12 protein-coding genes are annotated in these 16,459 nt (G+C 72.8%); 6 read left to right on the top strand and 6 right to left on the bottom strand.

What is annotated here, in order from left to right; translation table 11 throughout:
* Positions 1-32: 32 nt before the first annotated feature.
* Complete coding sequence (locus tag ACFZDK_RS43040) at positions 33-1,865, top strand: LamG-like jellyroll fold domain-containing protein (protein ID WP_390981195.1); 1,833 nt, start codon at positions 33-35, stop codon at positions 1,863-1,865.
* 25 nt (positions 1,866-1,890) lie between these two features.
* On the top strand, positions 1,891-3,564 hold the full coding sequence (locus ACFZDK_RS43045; RefSeq protein ID WP_390981197.1) for a PHP domain-containing protein: 1,674 nt from the start codon (positions 1,891-1,893) through the stop codon (positions 3,562-3,564).
* A gap of 81 nt (positions 3,565-3,645) precedes the next feature.
* Here ACFZDK_RS43045 and ACFZDK_RS43050 read toward each other — a convergent pair whose 3' ends face one another.
* Genes ACFZDK_RS43050 through ACFZDK_RS43065 form a run of 4 tightly spaced genes read right to left on the bottom strand, consistent with a single transcriptional unit; the run spans position 3,646 to position 7,424 of the window.
* The gene (locus tag ACFZDK_RS43050) at positions 3,646-4,101 is read right to left on the bottom strand and encodes a MaoC/PaaZ C-terminal domain-containing protein (RefSeq protein ID WP_390981199.1); all 456 of its coding nucleotides are present in this window, start codon (positions 4,099-4,101) and stop codon (positions 3,646-3,648) included.
* 14 nt (positions 4,102-4,115) lie between these two features.
* Complete coding sequence (locus tag ACFZDK_RS43055; protein ID WP_390981201.1) at positions 4,116-5,621, bottom strand: long-chain-fatty-acid--CoA ligase; 1,506 nt, start codon at positions 5,619-5,621, stop codon at positions 4,116-4,118.
* 10 nt (positions 5,622-5,631) lie between these two features.
* Entirely contained in the window at positions 5,632-6,507 is an 876-nt protein-coding gene (locus tag ACFZDK_RS43060) for an amidohydrolase family protein (protein WP_390981203.1), read from the bottom strand.
* Entirely contained in the window at positions 6,507-7,424 is a 918-nt protein-coding gene (locus ACFZDK_RS43065; RefSeq protein WP_390981205.1) for an SDR family oxidoreductase, read from the bottom strand. Before ACFZDK_RS43065 ends, ACFZDK_RS43060 begins: the two co-directional genes overlap by 1 nt.
* Before the next feature lie 227 nt (positions 7,425-7,651).
* On the opposite strand from ACFZDK_RS43065, the gene ACFZDK_RS43070 reads away from it, so the two are divergent.
* Genes ACFZDK_RS43070 through ACFZDK_RS43080 form a run of 3 tightly spaced genes read left to right on the top strand, consistent with a single transcriptional unit; the run spans position 7,652 to position 10,179 of the window.
* Entirely contained in the window at positions 7,652-8,071 is a 420-nt protein-coding gene (locus ACFZDK_RS43070) for a MarR family transcriptional regulator (protein WP_390981356.1), read from the top strand.
* The gene (locus tag ACFZDK_RS43075) at positions 8,068-8,838 is read left to right on the top strand and encodes an IclR family transcriptional regulator C-terminal domain-containing protein (protein ID WP_390981207.1); all 771 of its coding nucleotides are present in this window, start codon (positions 8,068-8,070) and stop codon (positions 8,836-8,838) included. The genes ACFZDK_RS43070 and ACFZDK_RS43075 overlap by 4 nt, the downstream gene beginning before the upstream one ends.
* Before the next feature lie 9 nt (positions 8,839-8,847).
* Positions 8,848-10,179 (top strand): lanthionine synthetase LanC family protein, encoded by a 1,332-nt coding sequence (locus ACFZDK_RS43080; protein ID WP_390981209.1) that lies wholly within the window; start codon positions 8,848-8,850, stop codon positions 10,177-10,179.
* 7 nt (positions 10,180-10,186) lie between these two features.
* Here ACFZDK_RS43080 and ACFZDK_RS43085 read toward each other — a convergent pair whose 3' ends face one another.
* Together ACFZDK_RS43085 and ACFZDK_RS43090 are read right to left on the bottom strand one after the other, a co-directional pair.
* On the bottom strand, positions 10,187-11,971 hold the full coding sequence (locus ACFZDK_RS43085; protein ID WP_390981211.1) for a sulfatase-like hydrolase/transferase: 1,785 nt from the start codon (positions 11,969-11,971) through the stop codon (positions 10,187-10,189).
* A gap of 199 nt (positions 11,972-12,170) precedes the next feature.
* Entirely contained in the window at positions 12,171-14,837 is a 2,667-nt protein-coding gene (locus ACFZDK_RS43090) for an FAD/NAD(P)-binding protein (RefSeq protein WP_390981213.1), read from the bottom strand.
* A 301-nt stretch (positions 14,838-15,138) separates the two neighbouring features.
* Between ACFZDK_RS43090 and ACFZDK_RS43095 the strand changes: the two genes are divergently transcribed.
* Entirely contained in the window at positions 15,139-16,386 is a 1,248-nt protein-coding gene (locus ACFZDK_RS43095) for an Ig-like domain-containing protein (RefSeq protein ID WP_390981215.1), read from the top strand.
* Positions 16,387-16,459: the final 73 nt, after the last annotated feature.

The following is a 16,459-nucleotide window of genomic DNA, read 5'->3' on the forward strand; positions in this document are numbered from 1 at the left end:
CGCCGTCACTTCTGCTTACTCACGGAGCACACGTGTGTACTTCGCATGACCATCCTCAGGGCGAGGCCGAGCAGGCCGGAGCCGGAAGACGCAGCTTCCTCAGGGCCACCGCGCTGCTCGGCGCCGCCGCCACCGCCGGGGTGGCGCTGCCGACCGCCGCCGAGGCGTCCACCGGCTCCGGTTCCGGCCGGCGGCCCGACCCGGAGAGCCGCCGCTTCACGCTCGCGGTGATGCCCGACACCCAGTACCTCTTCGACGGGCCGAGCATCAACCCGGCGCCCATCGAGGCCTCGCTGCGCTACCTCCTGGAGCACGGGAAGGACGAGAACATCGTCTTCCTGTCCCACCTCGGCGACCTCACCCAGAACGGCGCCGAGGAGGAGTTCGCCGCGATCAGCGACGCGTTCGGGATCCTGGACCGGCACGGGATCGGCTACAGCGTGCTGGCCGGCAACCACGACATCCGGTCCTCCACGGACGACCAGCGCGGCTCCACCCCGTACCTGGACGCCTTCGGACCGCAGCGCTTCGAGGACAGGTCCACGTTCGGCGGCGCCTCCTCGGACGGCTACAACACCTACCACCTGTTCACGGCGGCGGGGCGGAAGTGGCTGGTCCTGGCGCTGGACTGGCGGCTGTCGGCGAAGGGGTACGCCTGGGCGAAGGACGTCATCGCCCGGCACCCGAAGACGCCGGTCATCCTCACCACGCACGAACTGGTCGTGGACGACGACACGTTGTCGTCGTACGGGCAGCAGCTCTGGGACCAGCTGGTCAACGAGCACGACCAGATCTTCCTCACCCTGAACGGCCACTACTGGCCGGCGGGCCGCGCCACCCGCAAGAACGCGGCCGGCAACGACGTGCACCTGCACCTGACGAACTACCAGAACCGGTACTTCGGCGGCGCGGCGATGATCCGCCTCTACCACTTCGATCTGGACCGTGACGTCATCGACGTGGAGACGGTCTCGCCGTGGATCCTCGGCCGGGCCAAGAAGGGCCTCAACGAGCTGGAGCGGCAGGAGATGGAGCTGAGCGGCGACGCGGACCGCTTCTCCGTCGACATCGACTTCGCGGCCCGCTTCGAAGGCTTCGACCCGGTGCCGGTGCGCCCGGCGCGGCCCGCCTCGCAGCTGCTGGTCCGGGGCACGGCCGCCTACTGGCGGTTCGACTCGGCGGTCTCCGGGACGGTCCGTGACCTGTCCGGCAACGGCAACGACCTCACCGTGGTCTCGGTGGGCGGCGGCACCCTCGGCTGGTCGGCGGACCACCACCCGGACCAGCCGGGCCACGGCAGCCTGGAGTTCACCGGCTACAAGTCGCCGCTCAAGGGCGCCTACCTGCGGACCGTCGACGGCGCCCCGCTCAACTCGGCGACCTTCAAGGACGGTTACACCATCGAGGCGTTCTACCGGCTGCCCGCCGACTGGGACGCCTCGCACAACGCCTGGTCCGGACTGGTCAGCCGCACCGGCCGCAACGGCTCGGTCGGCACCGTGACCGACGACCCCGACGAGCCCCTCGCGACCCTCTCCCTGTCCGACGGTCCCGGCCCGCAGTGGGCGGTGCATCCGCTCAACCAGCAGCAGCTCGCCACCAACTGGGGCGACGAGACCGACCCCGAGATCTGGTGGCACGTGGCCGTGGTCAACGACGGCCGGCACACGGTCATGTACGTGCAGGGCTGCCCGGTGGCCCGCAACCCGCACGCCCCCGCGATCGGCATCGCCTCCTCCGGCAAGCCCTGGCTGCTCGGCGGCTACGAGTACGCCGACAAGATCGACCAGATCCTGCACGGCCGCCTCGGCGACGTCCGGATCGTCGCGCGGGCGCTGCCCGTCTCCTCCTTCATGACCCACTGACCCCGTTACGAGGCTCACCACTCTCATGACCGAGCAGCAGCTGCCCACCTGGGCCGATCCCTCCGTCTCCGCCACCGACCTCGACGCCCAGGGCCTGTCCAGGCGCGGACTCCTGCGCCGCGCGGGCCTGTTCGGCGCCGCGTTCGCCCTCGGGTCCGCGGCGACGCCCGCGTTCGCCGCCTCCCCCGCCCGCCAGGGCCTGGGCGGCGAGGACCCGCGCCTCGCCTACCTGGTCGGCGACCACCACGTGCACTCCGTGTACAGCCACGACGCCAAGTACACGTTCTCCCAGCAGGCCCAGGCCGCCGCGAAGTACGGCCTGGACTGGATGGTGTTCAACGAGCACTCCAACTTCGGGCACGCCTACTACGGCGCCAAGATGGAGCACGCGGAGATCCTCAGGGCGCGCGCCGAGAACCCGCGCCAGCTGATCTTCCAGGGCCTGGAGTGGTACATCCCGGCCGCCGAGCACTGCACGGTCTTCGCCGCGCCCGGCCCCCACGAGACCGACCTGCTCACCCAGTTCGAGCTGGCCTACGACGGCAAGCTCCTCGGCTACACCGAGGGCTCGGCCGGCGCCACGGACACCGCCCGCAACGAGGCGCACGCCGTCAAGGCCATCCAGTGGCTCGCCGAGCAGCGCCGTACCGGCTACGTCGACGACGTCCTGGTCCTCGCCAACCACCCGCTGCGCCTCGGCATCGACTCCCCGCACGAGATGCGCAACTGGCGGGACGCCGCCGCCGAGATCATGATCGGCATGGAGGGCGCGCCCGGCGCCCAGGGTGCCGCGATCCCGGGCTGGGGCAGCGCGACCGCGATCCGCGGCGAGTACCAGAACAGCCGGTCGGCCCAGTCCTGGGCGGGCTTCCCCACGGGCGCCTATGTCACGTACGGCGGCTTCGACTGGGCGACCGCGACGGTGGGCGGTCTGTGGGACGCGATGCTGTCGGAGGGCAGGCTCTTCACGATCACCACCAACTCCGACAACCACCGCACGGTCTTCGACACCTGGAAGAACGGCGACTGGCCGGCCGGACAGAACTTCGACAACACCGGCAAGCTGCCCGACCCGGTCGACACCGACACCACGCAGCCGGGCTCCGACTTCTGGCCCGGCGAGTTCAGCCGCACCCACGTCGGTGTCACCCGCTACGGCTACCGCGCGGTGATGGCGGGCCTGCGCGCGGGCCGGGTCTGGCTGGACCACGGCCACCTGCTCGACGGCCTCGACGTCCGGCTGACGCGGGACTGCGACCACGGCCAGGGCGTCACCCTCGGCGGCCGGCTGCGCGTCCGCAAGGGCGAGCGCATCACCCTGAACGTGACGGTGACGAGCGCGTCCCGCGTCAACCCGCACGGCATCCTGCCCCAGCTGGCGCACGTCGACGTCATCCGGGGCGCGGTGCGCGGCCCGGTCGCCGACCGCGACACCTGGCAGGCGCCCGACACCAAGGTCGTCCAGACCAAGGACGTCTCCGGCCGCAAGGGCACGTACACGCTCCGCTTCCCGATCACCGCGGGCGACGAGTCGTTCTACGTCCGGCTGCGCGGCAGCGACGGCAAGCGGGGCGGTACGGGCTACCTGGGCGCGTCCATCGACCCGCACGGCCCGATCCCGCACGAGCCGGGCAACGGCGACCCGTGGGCGGACACGTGGTTCTACTCGAACCCGGTCTTCGTGGACGTGGTGAACTGAGCTGAGTGGAGCGCCCCGTAGGGGCGCGGGGAACTGCGCGACCGGCCCCCACCGGCCCGCGGTTCCCCACCACAGCCGGCCCTACGCGTAGAACCGCGACAGGCTCTGCAGCACCGCAGCGGGCTTGGCCCCGCCCTCGATCTCGATCGTCCCGTCGACGACGATCTGCACCCCGCCCGCCACCTCCTCGACCTCCGCCAGCCGCGCGACCAGCCGAATGCGGGAGCCGACCTTCACCGGGGACGGGAAACGCACCTTGTTCAGGCCGTAGTTGACCTTCGTGGTGACGCCCTGGACGTCCAGCAGCTCGGTGAACAGGGGGATGAACAGCGACAGGGTGAGGTAGCCGTGCGCAATCGGGGCGCCGAAGGGTCCGGCGGCGGCGCGCTCGGGGTCGACGTGGATCCACTGGTGGTCGCCGGTCGCGTCGGCGAAGGTGTCGATGCGGTCCTGGGTGACCTCGATCCAGTCGCTGCTGCCCAGGTCGCTGCCCGCGAGCTTCTTCAGTTCGTCGAGGCCGTTGGCGGTGACGGTCATATGGCTGTCCTTACTCAGGAGTCGGTGCCGTAGCGCTTGCGCACACGGGACTTGAGGAGTTTTCCGGAGGCGGTGCGCGGGAGTTCGTCCGCGAGCACCACCGATTTGGGGAGCTTGTACCGGGCGAGCCGGCCGGACAGGGAGGCGAGCACCTCCTCGGGGTCGAGGTCGGCGCCCTCGCGGGGCACGACCACCGCACGAGGTACCTCGCCCCACTTGTCGTCCGCCACCCCGATGACCGCGCACTCGACGATGTCGGGGTGGGCGAGCAGCAGGTCCTCGATCTCGGCGGGGTAGATGTTCTCGCCGCCGGAGATGATCATGTCCTTGAGGCGGTCGACGATGAAGACATAGCCGTCCTCGTCGACGCGGGCCGCGTCCCCGCTGCGGAACCAGCCGTCCGCGAAGGAGGCCGCGGTCTCCTCCGGCAGCCCCCAGTAGCCGGGCATGACATGGGGGCCGCGGACCAGGATCTCGCCGGTCTCGCCGACGTCGACCGGGGTGAGGTCGGGCCGTAGCACCCGGACGTCGCTGAAGAAGTGCGGTACGCCCGCCGAGCCCGCCTTGTCGATCGCGTGCTCGGCGTCGAGGAAGAGGGTGCCGGGCGAGGCCTCGGTCATGCCGTAGCCCTGGAGGAAGGTCAGGCCCCGCGCCTGGTAAGCGGCGATCAGCGGGGTCGGCACCGGGGAGCCGCCGCAGGTGAGGATGCGCAGCGAGGAGAGGTCCGCCCCGGGCCAGCGCGGGTGGCGGGCCACCTGCTCGAACATCGTCGGCACCCCGAACATGAAGGTGATCCGGTGCTGTTCGATCAGGTCGAGGGTGACCGCCGGGTCGAAGGCCTCGACCAGGACACAGGTGCCGCCCTTGAGGAGCACCGGCAGGGTGAGCATGTTCAGGCCCGCCGTGTGGAACAACGGGGCGGAGACCAGGGCGCGTTCGTCGGCGATCAGGTCGGTGTCGACCAGGACGTTGAGCGCGTTCCAGGTCAGGTTGGCGTGGGTGAGCATGGCGCCCTTGGGGCGGCCGGTCGTCCCCGAGGTGTACATGATGATGCAGGTGTCGTCGGGCAGGACGGGCTCGTCGATCGGGTCGTCCGCCGCCGCGGCCAGCAACTGCTCGTACTCGGGGCCGACTTCGACGAACGTCCGGACGTCGGTGGTGCCGGGCAGGCCCGCGACGAGTGCGGCGTGCGAGGGGCCGTACAGGAGGGCCTTGGCGCCGGAGTCGGCGAGCTGGTAGGCGATCTCGGGGCCGGCCAGGCGGGTGTTGAGGGGGACGAAGACCGCGCCGAGGATGCCGGCCGCGAACAGGGTCTCCAGGTAGGCGGGGTGGTTGGGGCCGAGGTAGGCGACGCGGTCCCCGCGGCGGACGCCCAGGGCGCGCAGGGCGTGCGCCAGGCGGGTGGTGCGCGTGTACAGCGTGCGGTAGTCGGTCGACCGCTCACCGAACACCAGGGCCGTGCGGTGCGGGGTCTTGCGGGCCCGGCGTGCGGGCCACGATCCCAGTCCCTCGTTGCGCATCTGCGGTCCCTTACGGCTTGGTCAGCCCGAGCAGGCGGGCGGCGTTCTCCTTGAGGATCTTCGGCCGGACCTCGTCCTTGATCGGCAGCTTCGCGAAGTCGGCGAGCCACCGGTCGGGGGTGAGGACGGGGAAGTCGGAGCCGAACAGGACCTTGTCCTTGAGCAGCGTGTTGGCGTACTGCACCAGCTGCGGCGGGAAGTACTTCGGCGACCAGCCGGACAGGTCGATGTGCACGCCCGGCTTGTGGGTGGCGACGGCGAGGGCCTCGTCCTGCCACGGGAAGGACGGGTGCGCCAGGATGATCTTCAGGTGCGGGAAGTCGGCGGCCACGTCGTCCACGTGCAGGGGGTTCGAGTACTTGAGGCGGATGCCGCCGCCGCCCGGGACCCCGGCGCCGATGCCGGTCTGACCGGTGTGGAAGAGGGCGATGGTCCCGGTCTCCTCGATCACCTCGTAGAGGCCGTAGGCCACCGCGCGGTCGTTCGGGAAGAAGCCCTGGATGCTGGGGTGGAACTTGAAGCCCTTGACCCCGTACTCCTCGACCAGGCGGCGGGCCTGCCGGATGCCGGCCTTGCCCCGGAAGGGGTCGATGGAGGCGAAGGGGATCAGGACGTCGGAGTTGGCGGCGGCGGCCTCGGCGACCTCCTCGTTGGGGACGGGCGCGGTGCCGGTCGCGGACTCGGCGTCCACCGTGAAGATCACGGCGGCCATGTTCCGTTCGCGGTAGTGGGCGGCCGTCTCCTCGATGGTCGGCTTCCGCTTGCCCTCGACCTTGAAGTAGGCGGAGGAGGCGTCGTGCAGGTCCTCGTCGAGGGAGGAGTGGCCCTTGGAGGAGACCTCGGCGTGGGTGTGGACGTCGATCGCGGTGAGGGCCTCGATGTCCATCACGCCTCCGGGAGCTTGGGCGCCGGGATGCCGACCGTCTGGAGTTCGGCGCCGACCGAGGTGGGGAAGGCGTCGGCCAGGGTGTCGGGGGTCCAGCCGCCGTCGGCGTAGGCCGCCCGGATCTCCTGGGGGTGCGACCAGAGTGCCACCTTGTCGCCGCCGATGCCGATGGCCTGGCCGGTGATGCCGCGGGCGGCCTCGGAGGCGAGGAAGGGGACGAGGGCCGCGCAGTCCTCGGGGGTGCCGAAGCCCTCGCCCTTGCGCAGGAAGCCCGGGAGCGGCTCACCGTTCCTCATGGCCTCGATGTAGGGGGCGAAGGCGGGGATGGTCTCGGTCATGGCGGTGGCGGCGACCGGGACGATCGCGTTGACCGTGATGCCCGCCCGGCCCAGCTCCATGGACCAGGTGCGGGCCATGGCGGCGATGCCGGCCTTGGCGGCGGCGTAGTTGGTCTGGCCGAAGTTGCCGCGCTGCCCGGCCGGGGAGCCGACCAGGATCAGGGTGCCGCCCTCGCCCTGCTCGCGCATCCGTACGGCGGCGGCGCGGGCGCAGGTGAAGGTGCCCTTGAGGTGGGTGGTGAGCACCGCGTCGAAGTCGTCGTCGGTCATCTTCCACAGCACCTTGTCGCGCAGGATGCCCGCGTTGGTGACCAGCACGTCGAGCCGTCCGAACTCCTCGACGGCCCGGTTCACGAGCCGGTCGGCGGCCTCGGCGGTGCCGACCGGGACCACCTCGGCGACGGCGGTGCCGCCGGCCTCGACGATGGACTTCACGGCCTGCTCGGCGACGGCCTCGTCCACGTCGTTGACGACCACGGAGGCGCCGTGGGCGGCGAGGGCGTGGGCGTAGGCGAGGCCGAGGCCCCGGCCGCTGCCGGTGACGACGGCGGCCTTGCCGGTGAGATCGATGGTGGGCACGGCGGTGTCCCTTCACGGACGACGATGGCGACTGCGAGATCGAAGCTAAGAGCAATAATTGTTGACGTCAATAGTTGTTGTCGACCCACGGGTGCGTCATGCTGGAATCTCTGCCACAGACCGACCGCCGCAGACCGCCCCCGCCGCCCGGGGCCCAGACCAGGGAGAGCGCCATCACCCGCCAGCACACCGAGAACCCGCCCCCGATCGACGCGGACGAGCCGTGGATGCGCGGGCTGCACGCGGACGCCGGTTACCTGCTGTACCGCCTGGGACTGCGCTCCGGACAGCTCTTCAACACGTTCCTGCAGGAATCCGGGCTGCGACTGCGCCACTACGCGGTGCTCCGGTTCCTCGCCACGTCGGAGGGCGCGCTCCAGCGGGAGCTGAGCACCCGGCTCGGCTACGACCCGAGCGCGATCGTCGGCCTGGTCGACGACCTGGAGAAGCTGGGCTTCGCCGAGCGGCGCCCCTCCCCCGACGACCGCCGCAGCCGGATCGTCGTCCTCACCGACGCCGGCGGTGCCTTCCTGCGGGACACCGACGAGGCGGGCCGACGGGTGACGAACGACCTGCTGGGCCCGCTCGACACCGCCGAGCGCGACACGCTCCACGCGCTCCTGCAGCGCATCGCCGACCGGCCATGACCACCACCGCGCGCTCCGCGCCCGACCGGCTGCTCGCGGTCCTGGCCGCGTTCGACCACGGGCATCCGGCGCTGAGCCTGACGGACATCAGCCGCCGGGCCGGGCTCACCCTCACCACCGCGCACCGCCTGGTCGGCGCGCTCACCGCCTGGGGCGCGCTGGAACGGGACGCGGACGGCTTCTACCACGTGGGGCTGCGGCTCTGGGAGCTCGCCGCACTGGCGCCCCGGGGGCTCGCGCTGCGCCAGATCGCGCTGCCGTACCTGGAGGACCTGTACGAGGCGACGCACGAGAACGTGCAGCTGGCGGTGCGGGACGGCGCCGAGGTCGTCTACATCGAGTGGCTGTCCGGGCGTTCGGCGGTGGGTGTGCACATCCGGGTGGGCGCCCGCTGGCCGCTGCACGCCACGGGAGTGGGGCTCGCCCTGCTCGCCCACGAGACGCCCGGGTTCCAGGAGGACTACTGCGCCGGGCCGTTGACCGCCTTCACGCCGTACACCCTCACGGACCCGGCCCGGTTGCGCCGTTCGCTGGCCGAGGTCCGGCGTACCGGGGTCGCGGTGAGCAGCCGTCAGGTCACGGACGACGCGCTGTCGGTGGCGGCCCCGGTGCGCGCGGCGGCGGGACAGGTGGCCGCCGCCGTGTCGGTGGTGGTGCCGCAGGCGGACGCCGAGGTACCGGCGCTGGTCCCGGCGGTGCGACTGGCGGCCCGCGGAATCTCCCGGGCTCTCGGCTGGCGGCCGGAGCGGACTGACCAGGCCGTGTAGCGTGACCGGGTGACAGCGAGCGAGGTGTACAGGGAGCTGGGCGAGGCCGCCTGGTCGTGGGTACTGGACCAGATACGGGAGGACGAGGGCCCCTGGCTGCCGGAGGACGTGCGGGAGGAGGACACCGGGGACCCCGCGCCCGCCGAGGACCGGGACTCGCTGTACGCGGGCATCGCGGGGCTGGCCCCGGTGCTCGCGGAGATCGCCCGGTACCGGGAACTCGGTGAGCGGGAGCAGACCCTGGCGGCCGGGATCGTGCGCCGCCTGTCGGCACAGGCCGCCGTCGTGACGGAACCCTCCCTCTACCTCGGCCTGGCGGGCCACGCCACGGCGCTGCGGCTGCTCGAACCGGGCAGCGAGACGGTCGTGCTGCGGCGGCTCGCCGAGCTCGCGGCCCCCGAGGGCTGGCGGACCACCACCGGGTTCGTACCGGACTCCGACGCGCCCCTGACCGACATCATCATGGGCGTCGCGGGCGTGGTCATGACGGCCGTCTGGGCGGGCGGGGAGTACGCGGAACCGATCGCGACGACCGGCGGCGAGGCACTGCTGCGGATGGCCGACCGCACCGAGGCCGGCCTGGACTGGGGGATCTCGCCGAACACGGAGTGGCGGTGCCCGAACTACTCGCACGGGGCCGCCGGGGTGGCCTCCGCCCTGGCGGTGGCGGGCGCGGCCCTGCACCGCGAGGACTTCGTCACGGCCGCCGTGGCAGGGGCCCGGCACGTGCTGTCCATGGGCTCGCTGGCCGACGGCGGCTTCGTCGTCCCGCACACCATCCCGCCGTCGAAGCGCGAGGTGGAACCGGTCACCTACACCTGGTGCCACGGACCGGCGGGCACCTCGCACCTGTTCGCGGCGCTGGCGCACGCGGGCGTCACCGAGGTGGCCGGGCACGACGTCGGGGAACTGCGGCAGCGCTGCATGACCTCGATCCTCACCTCGGGACTCCCGGAGCGGCTGCGCCCCGGGTTCTGGGACAACGACGGCCGCTGCTGCGGCACCGCGGGGGTGGGGGACGTCCTCCTGGACGCGGCCCAGGACTGCGCGGGAACACCGCGGGCGAGGACGCTGGCGGAGGCCGCGGTACGGATGGGCGACGCCCTGGTGGAGCGGGCGATCCGGGACGCGGCGGGCGCCCGCTGGCGGTTCGTGGAGTACCGCATCGAGAACCCGCTGCTGCCGCCCGGCACGTCCTGGATGCAGGGCGCGGCGGGCATCGCGGCCTACCTGCTGCGCCTGGCCCGGTACCTCGACACCGGCCCGGACGCCCCGGTCGTGGACCGCCCGGACCAGTGGTGGGCGGTGCCGGCCGGGACCCGGCACGCGTACGGCACGTGAGCGCGGGTCAGCCGAGCGTCGCCGTCGCCGTGTAGGTGACCTCGTCGTTCGCGTGGTGGGCCGTGCCCCGGCAGGTGAGCGTGGTGGCGGTGGAGACCTGGGGGCGGGTGACCAGCCAGCGGGCCGTGAGGTGTTCGCCCGGGTCCAGCCGGGTCGCGCCGGCCGGGTTCCGGGCGTGGACCAGCCAGCCGCTCGGGGCGTCGAGGGTGAGCCGGGCCGCGTTCCAGGGGCGGGCGGAGCCGTTGGCGAGGGTGGCGGTGACCGTGAACTCCCCGCCCTCGCCGGTGACGTCGAGGGTCACGCCGAAGGGCTTGCGCGGGTACACCGGCGCCCAGGACGCGCGCATCAGCTTCACCAGGGCGTCCGCCTGCGCGGGCCGGGCGGCGGCGAGGTCGTGCTCCTCGCCGGGGTCGCGGGCGAGGTCGTACAGCTCCACGTCCCACTGGTCGTCCGGGGCCCGGCGGCTTTGGCCCGGGGCGAACCGGATCGCCTTGAGGTCACCGCGGCGCAGCGCCTCGGCGAGCCGGTCGCCCCGGCCGTGGTCGACGGTGTTCTGGCGGGCGGTGACGCCCGCGTGGTTGCGGTAGAAGTACAGGCTGTCGTGGCGGGCCGGGTGGGCGGAGCCGCGCAGCAGTGGGGCGATCGAGAGGCCGTCGATGTCGGCCGGGGCGGGCGCGCCCGCGAGGTCGGCGAGGGTGGGCAGCAGGTCGGTGAGCGGGGTGGGCCGGTCCGTGGTGCCGGCCGGGACGTGCCGCGGTGACCAGGCGACGAACGGGACGCGGATGCCGCCCTCGTACAGGTTGCGCTTGAAGCCGCGCAACGGGCCGTTGCCGTCGAAGAGTTCGGGGTCGGTGCCGGCCTCCTCGTGCGGTCCGTTGTCACTGGTGACGAGGACGATGGTGCGGTCCGCGAGGCCGAGCGCGGTGAGCTTGTCGGTGACGTCGCCGACCAGGGTGTCGAAGGTGGTGACCTGGGCGGCGTGCCGCTTGTCGGGTCCGGTCCAGGGCCGGTCGGCGTACGCGCCGAGGTGCGGGTCCTTGCCGGGGGCGTGCGGCACGGTCGGGGCGAGGTAGAGGAGGAACGGCTCCTTGTGGTGGGTGTGCAGGAACCCGAGGGCGCGTTCGGAGATGAGGTCGGGGGCGTAGACCTGCTGGGCGCCGTCCTTGTTGGCGGGGATCTCCTCGCGGGTGCCGTTGTGCCACAGGTACTCGGGGAAGTAGTCGTGGGCGTGGTGGTGGGTGAGGTAGCCGTAGAACTCCTCGAAGCCCCGGGCGTTGGGGTGGCTGGGCTGGTCGGGGGCGTTGGGTCCGAAGCCCCACTTGCCGATCAGGCCGGTGCGGTAGCCGAGCGCCCGGAGCGCCTCGGCGAAGGTGAAGTCCTTCTCGGTGAGGGCGCCCTGGCCGCCGGGTCCGAAGGGGTTGTTCCGTACGGTCGCGTGCCCGCTGTGCAGGCCGGTCAGCAGCGAGCAGCGCGAGGGCGCGCAGACCGGGGCGGCGGCGTAGGCCTGGGTGAAGCGCAGGCCCTCGGCGGCGAGGGTGTCCAGCCGGGGAGTGTGCATCAGCTTCTGGCCGTAGGAGCCGAGTTCGCCGTAGCCGAGGTCGTCGGCGAGGATCACGACGAAGTTGAGCCGGTCCGAGGGGGTCTGCGCGTCCGGTGCCGCCACGGCGGGCTTGACGGTGTGCCGGGCCTCGTGGGCGGGCTGGGCCCGGTCCCCGTCCTCGCACCCCGCGACGGCCGCGAGCGCGACGGGCGCGGCGGCGACCCCGGTGAGGAAGCGGCGGCGGCTGGACATACGGGTCCCCCGGTGTGACGGCGTGCGTGCTGCTGAACCGATGGTGATCTCTGCCGTCGGTCCAGGACCATGCACACGCTGTGAACGCTCTGTTTCGACTCGTGAGAGGGAATCCGGGGGCCGGAGGTTCCCTCTCCGAGACGTCAGAATGATCACATGATCGGGTCCGGCTCACCGGGCCCGGGGGGGTGCCCTCGGCTCAGGCGGGCAGGGCCGCGCGCAACCGCCGGTCGCGGGGCGCCGGTCTTCGGTCGAGCCGGGCGTCCAGCAGGCGCCGGGCGGCGTCGCAGCGGCCGGCCGCGACGAGCGCGTACAGCAAGGTCTCCTCGACGACCTCGCGTTGGGCCGCGCTGCCGCCGACCCGGCGCAGCACCGGCAGCAGGGCGTCGAGCCCCCCGGCCGCCTCCTGGAAGCGTTCCTCGACGAGCGCGGCGAACGCCTCGCACAGCGGCGCGATCACCTCCCGCTGCACCGGGTCGGCGCCGGCCGCGTGGTCGCGCAGCCTGCGCAGCGCCGGGAGGTCCCCGGCGGCGGTGAGGGCGACGGCCGCGTGCAGGGCGGTGAAGGCCGTGCCGGGCCGCTCCAGGACCTCCCGGGCCACCGAGTCCAGCACGTCCGCCGTGGGCAGGTCACCGTCCCAGCTGTCGCTGAGCCGCGCCCGCCACAGCAGCGAACCGGAGTCCACCAGCGCCCGCATCCCGCGCACCCGGCCCGGCGCGAGCTGCGCGAACCAGCGCTTGCGGACCGCGGCCCGGTCGTCCAGGGCGAGTTCGTGCAGGGCGATGTGCCAGGAGAAGTGCGCCCGGTGCACCGCGCCCCGCCCGCGCCCGGACACCCACCCGTCCAGCCAGTCCCGGCCCGCCCGGTGCGCCCCGGACTCGTAGTGCACGTGCGCCAGGGCGTGCACCGCGTGCCCGGAGGCCGGCTCGGCGGCCAGCGCCCGGTGGGCCAGCTCCCCCGCCTCGTGCAGCCGGCCCTGCTCCTGGCGCAGGAAGGCCAGCAGCGAGGTGTGGAACCAGTGCCCGTCGTAGGCGGGCGAGGTCAGTTCGAGCAGCCGCAGGGCGTCGTCGTCCTGCAGATCGCTCACCCCGGAGAACGCGATGGTGGGCACGGCGGCCGCGAGCGCCAGCGCGTCTCCCGGGTGCTCCCGCAGATGCCGTACGAGCGCCTCGTCCCCGTCGTCGCCGGTCACCCGGCGCGTCACCACGTCCACGAAGGACCGCTCGCGGGCGTCGGCGCGTTCACGGGCGCTGCGCTGGGCGTCGGCGAGGGCGCGGGGCACGTCGACGGGGGCGGCGCACTCGTGGCCCAGCAGGGCGAGGGCCGCGTGGCCGAGGGCGAAGCCGGGGTCGAGGGCGACCGCGCGGGCGAGGGCGTCCTCGCCGCCGGAGCGCACCTTGAGGACCCGGTCGAGGCCGCCGCGGTAGGCGGCGGCGGCCTCGGCGTGGGTGGAGAGGGGCAGCCCGTGGCCGTCGACGGGCCGCCGGGAGGCCCGCCGCGGTGCCGGGAGCGGCAGCAGCCGCTGGGCCAGCTCGGCGGCCTGGACGCGGATCTCGGGGACGGCGGTGGTCTCCCACAGCTCGCCCCGGCGCGGGGCGCCGAGCGTGAAGAGCGGGAGCACGGCCCGGCCCCGGGCGTCGAGGAGCCGTCCGTCGCGGGTGGCGGCGCCCATGCCGAGCGGTCCTGGGACGGCCGTACCGGAGCCGAACAGGTCCTGCCAGAGCGGGCTGTCGAGACCGCGGCCCGGTCCGGTGCAGTCGACCACCCAGCCGGCGTGCAGCACCTGACCGCCGGACAGCTCGACCGCGAGGGAGCCGTCCGCGCCCTCGGTGGCCCGGGCGACCGTGCCGGTGTGGACGTGCAGCCGGCGGGCGATGCGGGCGCGGGAGACGTGCTCGGCGGTGGCCGGGGCCATCCGGTGGCGGTGGGTGTTCCACAGGGCGCCCTCGCGGGCCAGGAACTCCTCGCGCTCCTCGGGGGTGAGGCTGCGCCACAGCCGTGCGGTGTGCGGGCGGAGGCTGTCCAGTGCGGGGCGCCAGTCGCCGTGGGTGCGCACGGAACGGCTCACATGGCGCCAGACCGCGCGGCGCAGCCGGCCCAGCGAGGTGTCGTCGAGGCCGTCCGGGGCGGGCATGGCGCCGGCCGGGCCGAGGGCGTGCGGCTGGGGCAGCAGGCCGCTGCGGGAGAGGGCGTGCACGGTGCGGCCGGGACGGTCGAGGGTGAGGGCGAGGTCGACGGCGGTGAGACCGGTGCCGACCAGCAGGACGTCGTCGGGGCTGTCCCGTACGGGGTCCAGGGTGCCCGGCACCCAGGGCGTGCCGATGAAGCGGGGTGAGGCGCGCAGGGCGGGCGGGGCCCAGGCCGCGGTGGCCCCGGCGGGGCCGGTGGCCAGGACGGTGCTGTCCGCCACCAGGGGTCCCCCGTCGGCGAGGTGGAGTTCCACCCGGCCCTCGGGGGTGCCGGTACAGCTCTCCGCGAGGGTGCGCAGCCGGCGTACGGCGACCGTGCCGTGGGCGCGGACGAGGGCCTGGCCGAGGGTGTCGGCGAGGTAGGCGCCATAGCGGTAGCGGGTGGCGAAGTCGGCGCCGGTGACGGTGGGTTCGCCGTGCCGGCAGAGCCAGCGGACGAAGTGCCCGGGGTCGTCCGGGTAGGCGCTCATGTTGCCCGCGGGAACGTTGAGGCGGTGCCGTGGGTCGCGGGTGGCGTAGGCGGTGCCCCGGCCGGCCTCCGGCGCCGGGTCGATCAGGACGAGGTCGAGCGGAGTCCGGCGGCGGTGCGCCGTCTCGCAGAGCTGGACGGCGGTCAGCGTGCCCGCCGCGCCTGCTCCCACGATGGCCACCCTGTGCCGCTTGCGGACGTCGGTCACGGAATACCTCCGGCGGGATCGGCGTACTGCTTCTCTACTATTCCGACCGGTCAGATGGGGAAACCATCCCGGGAGGGGGATCTCACCGGAAACTCAGGCCGCCGCTCGGCCGTTCATACTCTGTTCACGAACACCCGCGCGGACAACCCGGGTTCCGGCCGACTCGCCCCGCACCGGCGCACGCGGGCCCCCTCGGCCTCCTCATCGGAATCTCAGGGATCACCCCCGTGATTCAAAGGAACCACCCATACAACAGGCGCAGGATGCCCAGACACAGGTGGACAAGTCAGGAAGGCGTGTCGTGGGCGTCCAGCACATATCGAACCGGTCCGGGCGGCAGTCGGAGAAGTGGTCCCGGCGCGGGATCCTCGCCGCCCTCGGCGCGGTGCCCGCGGGCGCGGCGCTGGCCGGATGCAGTTCCTCAGCGGACGCCTCCGCCTCGACGGACGACAAGGGCGCCACGGCCTCCGTGAAGTCCGCGACCAAGAAGGCGACGATCACGGTCACGCCCGCCTCCGGCACCAAGAAGGCGGACTTCGCCGACCCGGTCGAGGTCACCGTGGCCGACGGCACGCTTTCCTCGGTGACCGTCGCGGGCAACGACGGGTCGTCGCTGTCGGGCACCTTCAACGACGCGAAGACGAAGTGGACGTCGGCGAAGAACCCGTACTCGGGCACGAAGTACACGGTGACGGCGAAGGCACAGGGCGCGACCGACGAGACGGTGGCCACCTTCACCACGAAGTCCCCCGGCGAGACGTTCATCGGCTACTTCACACCCGAGGCGGACTCCACGTCCGGCGTCGGCATGCCGGTGTCGATCAACTTCACGCACGCGGTGACGGACCGGGCCGCGGTCCAGAAGGCGATCACCGTGACGGCCGAGCCGGCGGTGGAGATCGTCGGGCACTGGTTCAGCGACACCCGCATCGACTTCCGCCCGGAGACGTACTGGGCGAAGGGCACCACGATCACGCTGAGCCTGGCGCTGAAGGACGTCGAGGGCTCGGACGGCGTCTACGGGGTGCAGTCGAAGGACGTGACCTTCCACATCGGCCGGGAGCAGATCAGCACCGTCGACCTGTCCACCAAGCAGATGGTCGTGAAGCGGGACGGCGCCACCTACGCCTCCTACCCGGTCTCCGGCGGCAACGCCCAGCACACCACCTGGTCCGGGATCATGGTGATCAGCGAGCGGTTCAAGCAGACCCGGATGGAGTCCTCCACGGTCGGCCTCGGCGACGAGTACGACATCTCCGACGTCCCGCACGCCCAGCGCCTGACCACTTCCGGCACCTTCGTGCACGGCAACTACTGGGCGTCCACCTCGGTCTTCGGCAGCCAGAACACCAGCCACGGCTGTGTCGGCCTGCACGACGCCAAGGGCGCGAACGACTCCTCGGTCGCGGGCTACAAGTTCTACGAGAGCTCGATGCTCGGCGACGTGGTGATCGTCAAGAACTCCGGCGAGAAGACCGTCGAGGCCTCCAACGGCCTGAACGGCTGGAACCTGTCCTGGTCGGACTGGAAGGCCGGCAGCGCGGTCTGACCCGGGCCCGCCTTCACCGCCTGAACTCCCCTGGGAAACAAGGAGATTCTTCGTTTTAACTCTTGACGACCGG

Origin of the sequence: Streptomyces sp. NPDC007901 (assembly GCF_042959465.1) — a bacterium.
Lineage (GTDB): Bacteria > Actinomycetota > Actinomycetes > Streptomycetales > Streptomycetaceae > Streptomyces.